This is a genomic window from Acinetobacter sp. V115_6, from assembly GCF_031799025.1.
GTDB classification, from domain to species: domain Bacteria; phylum Pseudomonadota; class Gammaproteobacteria; order Pseudomonadales; family Moraxellaceae; genus Acinetobacter; species Acinetobacter pittii.
The window spans coordinates 15,653-29,462 of sequence record NZ_JAVQNO010000004.1 but is presented as its reverse complement, the minus strand read 5'-3'; the positions used below and the strand labels follow the sequence as shown (position 1 = coordinate 29,462).

Below are 13,810 nucleotides of genomic sequence, written 5' to 3'. Positions count from 1 at the left end.
TAACTGTTTTTCAACAAGTTTCTATCTGCATCACCGCCGATGGATGTGCATTATAGACCATTAAATTCCCTTTGCAACCCTTTTTTTAAATCAACATCTCCAACTGAATACTTTTTAAGCTTTTTAGTCAATTTTAGATGAGATATTAAACTTTTTTTACGTTACCAACTTCATGTAGAATAGATTATTCGTGCAATAGTTTGGCATTAACTCATCATGTGGCAGTTCGCTAAAAAAGTATTTGTTTGCATACTTGTAGTGTTTGCTACGAGTGGGCCTTGTTATGCCAATTCAAAACATAACTTTTATGTACTTACTTTATCTATTCTAAGCTATAGCAAATGGGAGAATGTAAACACTCCTACGCTGTGTATTATTGATAACCCTTCTATTACATCTACATTTCAATCTTACATCCAGCAAATGTCTTATAATTATCGTGTTCAAACTGTAAATGCGAAAGATTTTGCTCGGTCACATTGTCAAGCTGTCTACTTTTCTACTACCTCTCCACAGCAACAACAAAATCTTATTCAAAACTATCCTTATCGCTCTTTACTTTCTTTAAGCATTAATAATTCAGAGTGCGAAATAGGAAGTATCTTTTGTTTATATAACCAGAATAATTACACAACATTTAAAGTTAACTTAGATGCTTTAAGTCACTCCAAAGTTCATATTGATCCGAGAGTATTACTCTTGGCCAAGAATGCGGAGTAAGGGTTATGATATCAAAGTTGTATCAATCCACTTCACTACATGCATTATTTAGAAAATCTCAATTTACTATTTTTGCTATTACTTTTTTTATTTGCTCTTTTACGTTTGTATCAATTTCTGTTTTTACAATGGAAACTTATGCCAAACAAAATTTGCAATTGCTTAGTCACACTCTATTAGAGCGCATTCAACCCGCTGTAGTATTTAATGATAAAATTACAATAGAACAAATTTTAAATGAGTATACGAAGGATCATTCAATTCGTACGATTCATATTTATGACTCGGAACATCATTTAATTGCTCAAAGCTTCAAATTATCTAGTCAAACTTCAATTTTAGAAGGTTGGTTTGATCATTGGTTTTTAAACGAACCCGTTCATCTTACAATTTATCATCATGAACAAAATGTAGGTGAGCTAACACTTTTTGGTAGTTCTGAAAAAATATTGCAGTTCCTCAAAATGATTATGGTAGGGCTTGCAATTGCGATGTTGTTTATTGTTTGCGCTTTATGGTGGTCAGTAAACCTAACTTATCGCCAAATTATGCAGGCTATTTATCCACTTACTAATATTGCTCAAATTGTAAGTGAGCAAAAAGCCTACAATCTTCGTTTTCCTTATAATCGTATTAAAGAATTTCAAGATTTAAATACTGTATTTAACGAGTTACTTGAAGAAATTCAGATATGGGATAATCAGTTACAAAAGGAAAATCGTAAATTATCCTTTCAAGCTCATCACGATCAGCTCACCTTGTTGCCTAATAGACATTATTTTTACCAAATTCTTTTAGACATGTTTGATGATAAGGATTTCGACAATAAGTCTGCATTATTATTTATAGATAACAATAACTTCAAAGCAATTAATGACCAGTTTGGTCATTTAGCTGGAGATGAAGTTTTAAAAGAAATGGCTAATCGCTTACAAACTCGTCTACGCCATCAAGATTTTATCGCTCGGTTAGGTGGTGACGAATTTGCTGTTATTTTGCATTCCATTAGCCATGCTGATCATTTAATATCTATTGCTGAAAATTTACTCGAAAGCTGTAAAGAACCTTTGCATCTAAATGGTCAAACTATTTATTTCAGTTTTAGTGTAGGTATTGCTTTATCACAATTTGCATCTAGCCCCGAAGATTTCATTATGCAAGCAGATCAGGCAATGTATAAGGCTAAAAATTCGGATGAACACTGGTTTATCTATAAACCTGAAAATTAAATTTAGGCTAATCTATGAATACAAGATCTTTGAAACTCTCCTTTATTGCATTGATATGCATTACTCTTGCAGGGTGCCTGAGTTTTGGTCCATTAAAATATCGTCAAGTAAAGTTGCTCAAAAAAGAAGGGTTCGTTCTTACTGATGAAGGATGGACTTTAGGTTTACCAGAACGTTTGTTATTTGACTTTAATAATGCAGAGTTAAAACAAAGCCATGAAGCTGAATTAGCACGTCTAGCAAACCAATTAAATAAATATGACCTAAATAAATTGAAAATTGTGGGTCACACTGATGATGTTGGTGATGCTACATATAACCAAAAGTTATCTGAAGAGCGGGCACAAAGTGTGGCAAATCTTTTCTTAGCTCGCGGATTTAAAAAAGAAAATATCTATGTGATCGGCCGTGGATCAACACAACCGTACGTTCCGAATACTACCAATGAAAATCGTGCGATTAACCGACGTGTTGCAATTGTCGTTATCCCATAATTTTCAATTTATAAAAAAGCCAATCCTTTGTGATTGGCTTTTTTATTTTAAACTAGCTCAATAATATCAATGGTTGGTGGCACTCTAAAGCGTAAAGGGATTCCAACCATTCCTGTGCCGACGGTAACAAAGACATCCGCATGCTCATGAGAATAAAACCCACGTTTATGGCCTAAAATTGATACTTTTTTCATAATATAGTTAGTCAACCATGGAAGCTCCACCTGCCCTCCATGAGTATGTCCAGATAACATTAATGGTCGATTCGGTAATTTAGGTACCATATCTACCGTATCTGGATTATGAGACAAAATTAACCAAGGTTTGTCCTGCGGTAAATCTGGCATGGAACGCATATCAGTTTTTCCTGCCCAAAGATCACCAATACCAATCAAACGAAACTCTTCAAAATCAACAATCTTGCCTTCGATATCCACAACTTCATTATAAAATAATGCATCTTTTAATAATTGTTGAATCGGCGGGCCAGGATATTGCTCGTCATGATTTCCAGGAACTGAATATACAGGCGCCTGAATTTCTTTTAAAACACTTAACTCTTCAATTAGTCTATCTTCTGGTTCATATGTCCAGTCACCAGCGACTACGACTAAATCAGGTTGCTGTTCATTTAATTTTCTAACTATGGTTTTGAGTTGGCGTTCATGTCCTGAAAACAAACCAATATGTAAATCTGCGATTAAAGCTACTTTTACTGGCTTATCAAAACTACGATCTGGGTTTAAACGATATTGATGAGTATCAACACGGACTAAATGAGGTTCGATAAATCGGGCATAAATTAATACCCCACTTAAGAAAAAGATGAAAATACCTTGATGAATTGAATAGTAACCGATCCAAGCAGCATATAAATTAAAAAACCAGAGAGGAATAAGTAGATAAGAGAGATAAAATGCGAGTAGATGTACAAAAGCTTTAAATGGATGAATCGTCTCCGTTCGTGATTGATGAATCCAAGCCTCAGAAATTCCCCATAGAGCAAGTATTGAAAAAATAAAGTAAAAACAAAAAATGATTGAATTTGGATTCCACATTACGACTCTCGACTTATCTTATATTGATTGCTAGTAATCAAATTCAATATTTATCTTTCAATATGCACGAATTATACTCTAGCTCACCTTATCGTATGTACTGATTATGGCACAATCCTTTCATTCCAAACAGCTTCAAACGAATCAACAAGCTAAAGGCTTTTTGATAAAAGCCTCTATAGTCCTATGTTCAAGTTTTGCTGTGGGTTTGACAGGATGTAGTACTCTGCCAAAACATGGTGTTGAACCAGTACAATATGCAAAAGATATTGATACCTCTGAGACTTCACTTTCCAAAATTATCACACCTTTACGTCAGCAAAATCCAAAGTTAACGGGTTTCCATGTTCTAAATGATCCGCTGGAGGCTTTAGCGGCTCGACTTAGATTAATTGATAAAGCCGAAAAGACTTTAGATTTACAATATTACATCTGGGATAATGACAAAGTTGGTGCTTTAGCCTTGCACGCCATTATTCGTGCAGCTGATCGAGGTGTAAAAGTTCGGCTTCTTATTGATGACAATAATGCAAAAAAAATGGAAGGGATTTTACTTGCCCTTTCTCAGCATAAAAATATTGAAGTTAAGCTTTTCAATCCCTACCGTTTCCGCAAATATCGTGCGATGGATATGATGCTTGATTTAAAACGTATCAACCGTCGTATGCACAATAAAAGTTTTATTGCCGACAATGAGGTTGCTCTTATTGGCGGACGCAACATGACCAATCAATATTACAATGTAAGCGATAGCTATCAGTTTTCTGATGTCGATGTAATGTTGGTAGGTGCTGCTGTGGATGATATTGTGAATTCATTTGATGATTACTGGAATCATGAATATGCATATTCAGTTCAAAGTATCATAAATCCTGAGCAGCACCGTTTACGCTATGAAGGATTAAAAGAACAACTCGAAGCACACTATCAACAAGCTACCGTTCAAAACTTTCTAAACTTAACCGCAAAATCTCATGCATTTGATCAATGGCTAAATCACAATATTCAATTTGATTGGGTCAAAGCAGAAGTCGTAAAAGACTCACCTGATAAAATCAAATCGAAAGCTAAGAAAGAAGAACACCTCAATTTCCAGTTAATTAATCATTTGGAAAAACCAGAAAGTAACGTTGACTTAATCTCTGCTTATTTTATTCCTGAAAAACAAGGTGCCAAGATTTTAAGCACGCTTGCCAAAGAGGGTGTTGAGGTTCGAGTTTTAACGAACTCTTTCAAAGCGAATGACGTTGCTGTTGTACATGCCTTTTATGGGAAATATCGTAAAGAACTGCTTAAAAACGGCGTACAACTTTATGAATTTTTACCGACACCAGATAAAAGAGATTTAAATAAAAATACAGATGAGCTTGCTACTAAAGCTAAAGTAAATATGAAAGGGCTAAGCCGATCAAGTTTGCATACTAAACTTATGGCATTAGATGAGCAGGTTTTTATTGGTTCATTTAACTTTGATCCGCGCTCGGCTTACTTAAATACTGAAATTGGTGTGATTTTAGATAGCCCATCGCTGGCTAAGACGATTCACCATACAATGGATGAAAATTTAAATAAGTATGCTTATAAATTAAAGCTCGACACTAACAATCATATTTATTGGCAGCAAGAAACTCCAAATGGTCCTGTAATTTATAGACAGGAACCTGAGATGAAATGGTGGCAAAAAGCAGGCATGAAGTTTCTTTCATGGCTGCCACTTGAAGGATTTATGTAATTAGTTTCTTGGCTTAAGTACTTTCTGATGTAGTTGGGCCAAACCTTCCACCATTTTTTCTTGAACTTCGCGCGTTAAACTTTTGACGTCATGTCCTTCCACTGAAATAGGAGGCAAAGTTAACAGATGAGCTGTTACTTTAGGCATTTCAAGTACGCGTTGAATATGTTCGGCAAATGTCATGTCACCAATGAATGGCGCAACTGTATCTAATTGTCCATCGCGATTTACATAACAAATCAAACAAACCTGTACTGGACGCTGTGCTTCAATCGCTGCTCCTAGTAATCGTCCATGAACTTTTTTAACAGAATGTCCATCTGTAGTTGTGGCTTCAGGAAAAAATAATACTGGAATATTCTGTTTTAAAAATTCAGCAATTTGCTCACGAATTCTGACGGAATCGCCAGATCCACGCTTAATAAATAACGTTCCACCACTTTTGGCTAAGTTTCCTAGAATAGGCCAGTTTTCAATTTCGGCTTTAGCCAGAAAGAAAACTCGTGCACCAGAACCTAGAACTGCAACATCCAACCAAGAAATATGATTACTTACCCATAAAGCTGGCTCTCTAGGAATTGTGCCATGTACTTCTATATCTAAATTAAAAACCTGACATAAACGGCGGCAAAAGTATTGGACATAACGTGTATTAACAGGATTATTAGGATCTTTATAAAGCCCATGTCGATAAACTAGATAAAAACCTTCACTAATTGCGGCCGTGGCAGAAGTGACCTTTTTTCCGTATAAACCTATTTTTGATAATTTCTTTAACGTTGAATTAACTATACTTTGCGTTTGAGCCATAAAATTTCACTAACGATTAATCATTGTTATACCCATCTCAAGTCATTCTATACGTTTCGTAATAAACTTGCATTGACGATAGAGAATGGCAAATAAAATAAATCTGAACACTAGACTAATCTCATATAACTAATCTAAAGGATAAGAACAAACGCTTTCCCCTTTTGCTTAAGTTTCCTCTAGAATAAAGTTTTCCCATTTTCAGGATTTATAGCCACGTGGAATATGTTGATCGGCATCAAGGCGGTGAACGCACCATCTTAGTGAGTGTTTCTGTACAATTATTAGATGATCTGGATGCCGAAGAGTTTGCTCTACTTGCACAGTCTGCTGGTGCAGATATCCTTGAACATATTAAGGTTCAGCGTAATAAGCCTAATCCTAAATTTTTTATTGGCTCCGGAAAAGTCGAAGAAATTGCAGAGCAAGTTCAGGAGCTAGAAGCGAGTCTGGTTATCTTTGACCATGCGTTATCACCTGCTCAAGAACGAAATTTAGAAAGAATATTAAAATGCCGAGTTATTGACCGCACAGGCTTAATTTTAGATATTTTTGCGCTGCGTGCCCGTACGCATGAAGGTAAGTTACAAGTCGAACTTGCTCAGCTGAAACATTTATCTACTCGTCTTATTCGTGGTTGGTCTGCCGACTTTGAACAACAAAAAGGTGGTATCGGCTTACGTGGTCCCGGTGAAACACAACTAGAGACAGATCGCCGTCTCATTCGTGTTCGTATTACCCAATTAAAAGATAAATTAGACAAAGTACAACAGACTCGTATGCAAGGGCGTGCTGCAAGACAAAAAGCAGCTATTCCAACGGTTTCATTAGTAGGTTATACCAACGCTGGTAAATCGACTTTATTTAATATTTTAGCTAATAGTGATGTCTACGCAGCTGATCAACTATTTGCAACACTCGATCCAACCCTACGCCGTTTAGACTGGGATGGTATCGGTACTGTTGTGCTAGCAGATACAGTAGGTTTTGTACGAAACTTACAGCATGATTTGGTTGAATCATTTAAAGCAACACTTGAAGAAACACTAGAAGCGACCCTTTTACTGCATGTTATTGATAGTAGTAGCCATGACATGCTTGACCAAATTGAAGCAGTTGAAGGTGTATTAAAAGACATTGGCGCTGATGCTCCCGTACTTCGGGTGTACAACAAAATTGACCTAAGTGGTGAAGAGGCCAAAATCATTTATGCTGAGCCCCACGTCCCAGATCGAGTGTATATTTCAGCTCATTCTGGTCAAGGTCTAGAGTTACTCCAAAAAGCAGTACAAGAATGCTTAATGGGCCAAATTCAAAAGTTTTCACTCGTTCTTAAGCCTGCTTATGGCAAATTACGTACTCAACTTTATGCCTTAAATGTGATTGAGTCTGAACATTATGATGATGCGGGCTTATTACATATTGATGTGAAGATTGCACCACATAAGTTAGAAAAGCTGATTCGCCAAGCAAAGCTTCCATTGGATGAAATCTTGGGAGAACACGCAAGTCAATTTAAGCGCCCCTTGGAAGAGTTTGAAATCAAGGGCGATATCAGTTAAAACTTGATAAGTAAACTTTTAGAGATAAAAAATATGGATAAGATCAAAAGTATAGACTGGACAGCATGGGTAATTACATTACTACTCATTATTGGTTTTCGTGAAGGCTCTGTCGTTGTCATGCGTGCTTTTGGTCATCCAGAATTAGGTAATCTGGTCGGTCTAATCAGCTTACTTATTATTTTACTAATTTGGAGAAAGTTTAAAAAAATTCCACTTCGAATAGTAGATACCAATAATAAAATCATGAAAGAAAGTGGATTTGCATTTTTACCTATCTGTGCAGGTTCATTAATTATGCTCGTACATATGGGTAAAGAAATTCCATTATTTCTTTTTGTTTTGGTGGTCAGTACCCTTATACCTTTGTGGGTCTATGCAAAAATGGCAAAACGTTGGTTATAAGGAGAATAAAATGTTTACGATTTTCTACGGATTTTTGATCACATTAATTGGTTATCTGTGTGCAAAGCCTTTAAACCGACGTTTCCCGCAAGTTCCACTTTTAGTTTTTGGCATGTTCCTTGTAATTGGCTTACTTTCAGTTCTACATGTGCCATATGAACAGTATCGTCTTTATGTGAATGACTTATTTGGTCATCTATTAGGTTATGTCACTGTAGCCTTAGCCATTCCCTTAGCTGCAATGCGTTACGATGATCTTCCAATTAAATCGGTCATTGGTATTTTACTTTTTGCAAGTATTAGCGCCGTTGCCCTACCTATGGGGCTAGCATATTTGTTACATATGTCCGAACCTACAATTCTTGCATTTGCCACCCGTGCAGTAACTACTCCAATTGCTCTGAACATCGCAACTTTATTACATGCTCCTGAAACACTTGTGACCCTTATTGTTATTTTGTCTGGGGTAATTGGCGCAGCATTCTCACCATTCTTACTTAAACATATTCATGATGAGAGAGCATCAGGTTTAGCCTTGGGTTTAGCTGCACACGCCATCGGAACAGCTCAAGCTTGGCAACGTGGGCCTGTTGCAGGCCGTTACGCTGCATTTGGTATGGCATTGAACGGTGTATTTACTGCAATTTGGCTACCAACATTAATGTTATCTTTTGGAACACCATAATTAAGAAGTTGATTAAATAAACATTGAACGGTCTATCAATTCCAAATAAGATGACCTTTCAAAGTTAAAAGGATTTTTAATTATGGGGAAAATTTTTATTGGAGCTCTGCTCTTATTGGGGATTAATACTGCTACATTCGCAGCAGATATTACAGGTCTCTGGCAAACAATTGATGATAAGACAGGTGCTCCCAAAGCACAGGTAGAAATACGAAAAGAAGCGAACGGGACATATGCCGGGAAAATTATCAAAGTAACGCCACGCCCAGGTTATACGCCTAAAGAAATTTGTGATAATTGCCCTGCGCCATATACCAATAAACCGATTTTAGGTCTGGATATCGCAACTGGTTTAAAACAGGTAGATGGACTGAACTATACTGGCGGTAAAATTTTAGATCCGAATACTGGTAAAGTTTACGGGCTTAAAGCAAAACTTAGTTCAACTGGCAAACGCTTACATATGCGCGGCTATCTCGGAGTTTCAGCTTTAGGGCGTAATCAAATCTGGATACGAGTAGAATAATAGTTCCCAATAAAAAGCCGCTTCTGCGGCTTTTTTATTTTTAACTCAGCTACAAGCTTCATCTTACGTTCATAGCAAAGCGTTGCTTTTCTTATATTTGCACAGGATTTTCAACAGAAAAAATTTCTTTGTCTTCAATACGATAAGCCATTAATTTTCTGCCCCAAACACAGCCACCATCAATATTCTGGATCTGCTCATTAATAGTTCTGCCCTCGAGCGCAGCCCAATGACCAAAAATAATCTGATGAGTTTGTGCCGCTTTGCTCGGAAATTCAAACCAAGGTAAATAACCTTCGGGCATTGGTGCATCCAAAGAATCTTTAAAACTAAACTCTAAAGCCCCTTCGGCATTGGTTAAACGCATGCGAGTCAAATAATTGGTAATACAACGTAAACGCGCAGAACCAGTTAGGTTATCTTCCCACAAATCTGGTTTAGAACCATACATGTCTGCTAAAAAAGCATCCAATACAGATAAATCTTCGTTTGCGAGTACAGCCTCGACCTCTTTTGCCAACGTTACAGTTTTTTGCGCATCCCAAATACAAGGTATGCCAGCATGAGTAAGGATCGTATGCTCGTTTGGCAATAAACATAATGGCTGTTTACGTAACCAATCGATTAACTCATCACCATCAATAGCATCAATAACGTCTTGGGTACGATCTTTTTCTTTAATCTCTTTTAAACCACGCGCACCCGCAATTAAAGTCAGGTCATGATTTCCAAGTACAGTTGCAGCAGCTCCACGATCAGCAAGCTTTTTAATAAAACGTAATGCCCCTACCGAGTTTTCACCACGTGCGACTAAATCACCAGCAAACCATAAAAAGTCTTGATCTGGATCAAAACGTATTTCTTTAAGCAACGCTTTTAGAGCTTCAAAACACCCCTGCACATCGCCAATAACATAGTTAAAACGCTTAGTCATTTACGCCACCATTTGATCGGCCAAGCCAACAAATTGGGCAAGTGTCAAGGTCTCTGGACGAGCCATTGGATCAACACCAGCTTTTTCAAAGCCATCTTCTGCAATCATACCTTTAAGACTGTTTCTTAATGTTTTGCGGCGCTGAGTAAATACATGGGCAACCAGTCGAGCTAAAGCTTTTTCATCTTTTGCTGTAATTGGCTTTTGATCATACGGAACAAGGCGGAAAACAGCACTCGTTACTTTAGGTGGCGGGTTAAATGCCCCAGCCGGCACTTCAAATAAAAATGTTGGTTGACAGTAATACTGAATCATTACCGACAAGCGTCCATATTCTTTTGTATTCGGTTCAGCAGTAATACGGTCAACCACCTCTTTTTGCAGCATAAAGTGCATATCTTTAACTTTGCTGCCAAATTCCAAGAGATGAAAAAGTAATGGGGTTGAAATGTTATAAGGTAAGTTACCGACTACACGTAATGGTCGGCCATCTTTTACCAGTTCGCTAAAGTCATATTTTAATGCGTCAGCTTCTATAATCGTCAAACGTTCAGGATGTGGAACACGTTCTGGTAGCCCAGCAGCTAAGTCACGATCTAGTTCAACTACTGTTAATGCATCACACTCCCCAATTAAAGGAGAGGTTAAGGCAGCTAAACCAGGTCCAATCTCAACAATATTGTCGCCTGTACGCGGACTTACAGAGCGCACAATTTTGGCAATGACTCGTTGATCATGTAAGAAGTTTTGACCAAAACGTTTACGAGCTTTATGCCCTTCATCTTTCGGGTTTAGGGCATTAATTTGATACATAGAACATTTCCAACATGAAAAATTTAGCTCGCTGCTAAAGATAAAGCTAAATCAACAGCGACATTTAAACTTGAGCTTTTTGCCAAACCAGTCCCAGCCAAAGACAACGCAGTGCCATGGTCAACCGAAGTTCGAATGAAAGGCAAACCCAATGTAATATTGATGGCTTCACCAAACCCTTGTGATTTTAACACAGGTAACCCTTGATCATGGTACATGGCAAGTACAGCGTCTGCATTTTTAAGATGTTCTGGAGTAAATAAGGTATCTGCCGGCAAGCTTAAACTCAATTTAAACCCTTGCGCCCGATAACTTTCGAGTACCGGATTAATGGTCTCAATCTCTTCACGACCCAAATAACCATCTTCACCTGCATGAGGATTTAAGCCACACACTAGTACACGTGGGTCTGTAATCTTAAATTTAGTTTTCAAGTCATGCAGTAAAATATCAATGACCTGATGCAATCGCTCTTTGGTAATTGCATCCGCTACATCTCTTAAGGGTAAATGTGTAGTTGCTAAGGCGACACGCAAGGTTTTGGTTGCAAGCATCATGACAACGCGCTCTACACCTGCAAACTCTTGATAGTATTCAGTGTGACCACTAAACAAAATACCAGCATCATTAATAACCGATTTTTGCACGGGTGCCGTGGCTACTCCCACACTTTTACCAGACATTGCATAATTTGCTGAACGACGCAGTTGTTCTAATACGTAGGCTGCATTAGCTGGGTTTAATTGACCATCAATAACTGCTACTTCTAAAGGCACATGCTCTATATAAAGTTCATTCAGAGATGATGACTCAGGCTGTCCGGTATATTCTATAAATTGAATATCGATCCCAAGTTTTTGGGCACGTTGCTCTAATAAGTCTCGGTCACCCAAAACAACAACAGGGCGTTCATCAACCCGCTTAGCCAAGCTCAAACAGATATCTGGACCAATACCAGCCGGCTCACCGGAAGTGACATATAATGGCAGCACAATCACTCCAGACACATAACAAGAATTTGTTTGATTTTAACATATCTGACATTCATCAGTTTATGGATTAAATTATATGGCTTAAACTGGATTTTTCTTGTGAGTTTGGACAAACTCGTTTAGAATGCTCGCTCCTTTTGTTTGGACAGATTCCATAGTCCAAACCAACTATAATAGGTAGTGGTTTAATGAAAACTCTCAGCGCTAAGCCAGCTGAAGTTCAACATGACTGGTATGTTGTTGATGCTTCTGGCAAAACTTTAGGTCGCCTTGCGACTGAAATCGCTCGTCGTTTACGCGGTAAGCACAAAACTTCTTATACTCCTCACGTTGACACTGGCGATTACATCGTTGTGATTAATGCTGAACAAGTTCAAGTGACTGGTAAAAAATCACTTGATAAGAAATATTATCGCCATACTGGTTTCCCTGGTGGTATCCGTGAGACTAACTTCGAGAAGTTAATTGCTCACAAACCTGAAGCTGTTCTTGAAAAAGCGGTTAAAGGCATGTTACCAAAAGGTCCTCTTGGTTATGCAATGATCAAAAAAATGAAAGTGTACGCTGGTACTGAGCATCCGCATGCTGCTCAACAGCCACAAGTTTTGGACATCTAAGGGATACAGCACATGGCTACTAATTATGGTACAGGTCGCCGTAAGACCGCAACTGCACGTGTTTTCTTGTCAGCTGGTACAGGTAAACTCGTTATTAACAACCGTACTTTAGAGCAATATTTCGGTCGTGAAACTGCTCGTATGGTTGTTCGTCAACCTTTAGAACTTTTAGAAGTTACTGAAAAGTTTGACCTTTACATCACTGTTAAAGGTGGTGGTATCGGTGGTCAAGCTGGCGCGATCCGTCACGGTATTACTCGTGCGCTTATCGCTGCTGACGAAACTTTAAAACCTGTTCTACGTCAAGCTGGTTTCGTTACTCGTGATGCTCGTGAAGTTGAACGTAAGAAACTTGGTTTACGTAAAGCTCGTAAGCGTCCTCAATTCTCTAAACGTTAATTCGTTTACCGAGTTGGACAAAAAGCCTTGGATTTTTCCAAGGCTTTTTTATTATGAAAATAGAGCCACAAAATGCAAACTTATAAATATAAACAAACTATCTCTTTAGAACCGTGATTTCCTAGAGCATTTTTAGTATCCTAATCGATTCACTCAACCACGTCGTCTTGTGATATGTCGGTCGAAAACACCTCTATTCAGGGGATTACCCTTTACAGTCATGCTGATGATTTCCGTTCTCATTGGATTCGTTTCTTATTAGCAGAAAAACAAATCAAATATCAATTGATCGTAACTGACCATGAAGACGAAGATTTGGCCAGCTTAAATCCTTACAACCAATTACCGATGTTGGTCGAACAAAATCTTAAATTATTTTCAGCGCCTATCATCGCTGAATATTTAGATGATCGTTATCGCCAAAGCAAGCTTTATGCCGATGCACCTATGATGCGTGCAGAACAGCGTCAGTATATCTGGAGACTTGAAAACGACTGGTTTAAGTTAGCAGATCACATGTTAAAACATGCTGACTCACTAAATGTCGAACAAAAGCAAAAAGCTCAAAAAGAACTACGTGAAACATTAATTTCACTTACTCCCCTATTTCAGCATTTTCCGTATTTTATGTCCGAGAATTTTACAATCTTAGACTGCATGCTTGCCCCTATCTTTTTAAGATTAAATAGCATGGGAATTGATTTACCAAAACAGCACTGTCGACCTATATTTTTGTACTGTAAACGTATCTTTGAACGGCCTTCTTTTGCTAAATCAATGACGCCTCAAGAGAAAAACCGTTACAATGAACTATTAAATATGGAATAGCGTGAT

The 13,810-nt window shown here is 37.8% G+C and carries 16 protein-coding genes; 11 read left to right on the top strand and 5 right to left on the bottom strand.

The features are described from left to right. Positions 1-216 precede the first annotated feature (216 nt). Genes RMA94_RS00865 through RMA94_RS00855 form a run of 3 tightly spaced genes read left to right on the top strand, consistent with a single transcriptional unit; the run spans position 217 to position 2,443 of the window. On the top strand, positions 217-720 hold the full coding sequence (locus RMA94_RS00865) for a YfiR family protein (RefSeq protein WP_130174282.1): 504 nt from the start codon (positions 217-219) through the stop codon (positions 718-720). Positions 721-725: 5 nt separating this feature from the next. Next, positions 726-1,949 carry a diguanylate cyclase domain-containing protein gene (locus tag RMA94_RS00860; RefSeq protein WP_199964148.1) on the top strand — a complete coding sequence of 408 codons (1,224 nt, stop codon included), beginning with the start codon at positions 726-728 and terminating at the stop codon, positions 1,947-1,949. A 14-nt stretch (positions 1,950-1,963) separates the two neighbouring features. After that, positions 1,964-2,443, top strand: a complete 480-nt coding sequence (locus RMA94_RS00855) for an OmpA family protein (protein ID WP_086265533.1) — start codon at positions 1,964-1,966, stop codon at positions 2,441-2,443. Between the two features lie 47 nt (positions 2,444-2,490). Here RMA94_RS00855 and RMA94_RS00850 read toward each other — a convergent pair whose 3' ends face one another. Then, on the bottom strand, positions 2,491-3,501 hold the full coding sequence (locus tag RMA94_RS00850; protein WP_005065230.1) for a metallophosphoesterase: 1,011 nt from the start codon (positions 3,499-3,501) through the stop codon (positions 2,491-2,493). Between the two features lie 106 nt (positions 3,502-3,607). Between RMA94_RS00850 and RMA94_RS00845 the strand changes: the two genes are divergently transcribed. Beyond that, a complete protein-coding gene (locus RMA94_RS00845; protein WP_130174283.1) occupies positions 3,608-5,233 on the top strand; it encodes a phospholipase D family protein in 1,626 nt (541 codons plus the stop codon). Here RMA94_RS00845 and RMA94_RS00840 read toward each other — a convergent pair whose 3' ends face one another. Further along, entirely contained in the window at positions 5,234-6,043 is an 810-nt protein-coding gene (locus RMA94_RS00840; RefSeq protein ID WP_032006019.1) for a 1-acyl-sn-glycerol-3-phosphate acyltransferase, read from the bottom strand. 218 nt (positions 6,044-6,261) lie between these two features. On the opposite strand from RMA94_RS00840, the gene hflX reads away from it, so the two are divergent. The 4 genes from hflX (at position 6,262) to RMA94_RS00820 (ending at position 9,221) form a co-directional block, all read left to right on the top strand. Continuing rightward, a complete protein-coding gene (hflX, locus tag RMA94_RS00835) occupies positions 6,262-7,605 on the top strand; it encodes a ribosome rescue GTPase HflX (RefSeq protein ID WP_311081467.1) in 1,344 nt (447 codons plus the stop codon). Positions 7,606-7,638: 33 nt separating this feature from the next. After that, complete coding sequence (locus RMA94_RS00830) at positions 7,639-8,010, top strand: hypothetical protein (RefSeq protein ID WP_002117849.1); 372 nt, start codon at positions 7,639-7,641, stop codon at positions 8,008-8,010. 10 nt (positions 8,011-8,020) lie between these two features. Continuing rightward, entirely contained in the window at positions 8,021-8,695 is a 675-nt protein-coding gene (locus RMA94_RS00825; RefSeq protein ID WP_130174285.1) for an LrgB family protein, read from the top strand. An 82-nt stretch (positions 8,696-8,777) separates the two neighbouring features. After that, positions 8,778-9,221, top strand: coding sequence for a DUF2147 domain-containing protein (locus RMA94_RS00820; RefSeq protein ID WP_002117847.1), 444 nt, complete (start codon positions 8,778-8,780; stop codon positions 9,219-9,221). Positions 9,222-9,312: 91 nt separating this feature from the next. On the opposite strand, the gene RMA94_RS00815 is transcribed toward RMA94_RS00820, so the two are convergent. Genes RMA94_RS00815 through pdxA form a run of 3 tightly spaced genes read right to left on the bottom strand, consistent with a single transcriptional unit; the run spans position 9,313 to position 11,975 of the window. Next, positions 9,313-10,155 carry a symmetrical bis(5'-nucleosyl)-tetraphosphatase gene (locus RMA94_RS00815; protein WP_202724784.1) on the bottom strand — a complete coding sequence of 281 codons (843 nt, stop codon included), beginning with the start codon at positions 10,153-10,155 and terminating at the stop codon, positions 9,313-9,315. Beyond that, positions 10,156-10,968, bottom strand: a complete 813-nt coding sequence (gene rsmA / locus RMA94_RS00810; RefSeq protein WP_069140959.1) for a 16S rRNA (adenine(1518)-N(6)/adenine(1519)-N(6))-dimethyltransferase RsmA — start codon at positions 10,966-10,968, stop codon at positions 10,156-10,158. A 23-nt stretch (positions 10,969-10,991) separates the two neighbouring features. Next, complete coding sequence (gene pdxA, locus RMA94_RS00805) at positions 10,992-11,975, bottom strand: 4-hydroxythreonine-4-phosphate dehydrogenase PdxA (protein ID WP_151302886.1); 984 nt, start codon at positions 11,973-11,975, stop codon at positions 10,992-10,994. A 173-nt stretch (positions 11,976-12,148) separates the two neighbouring features. On the opposite strand from pdxA, the gene rplM reads away from it, so the two are divergent. The 3 genes from rplM (at position 12,149) to RMA94_RS00790 (ending at position 13,804) form a co-directional block, all read left to right on the top strand. After that, positions 12,149-12,577: a 50S ribosomal protein L13 gene (gene rplM, locus RMA94_RS00800; RefSeq protein WP_002117832.1), complete on the top strand. Its 429-nt coding sequence runs from the start codon at positions 12,149-12,151 to the stop codon at positions 12,575-12,577. A 12-nt stretch (positions 12,578-12,589) separates the two neighbouring features. Next, positions 12,590-12,976: a 30S ribosomal protein S9 gene (gene rpsI / locus RMA94_RS00795; RefSeq protein WP_002048725.1), complete on the top strand. Its 387-nt coding sequence runs from the start codon at positions 12,590-12,592 to the stop codon at positions 12,974-12,976. Between the two features lie 174 nt (positions 12,977-13,150). Beyond that, complete coding sequence (locus RMA94_RS00790) at positions 13,151-13,804, top strand: glutathione S-transferase N-terminal domain-containing protein (protein ID WP_039767515.1); 654 nt, start codon at positions 13,151-13,153, stop codon at positions 13,802-13,804. Positions 13,805-13,810 lie beyond the last annotated feature (6 nt).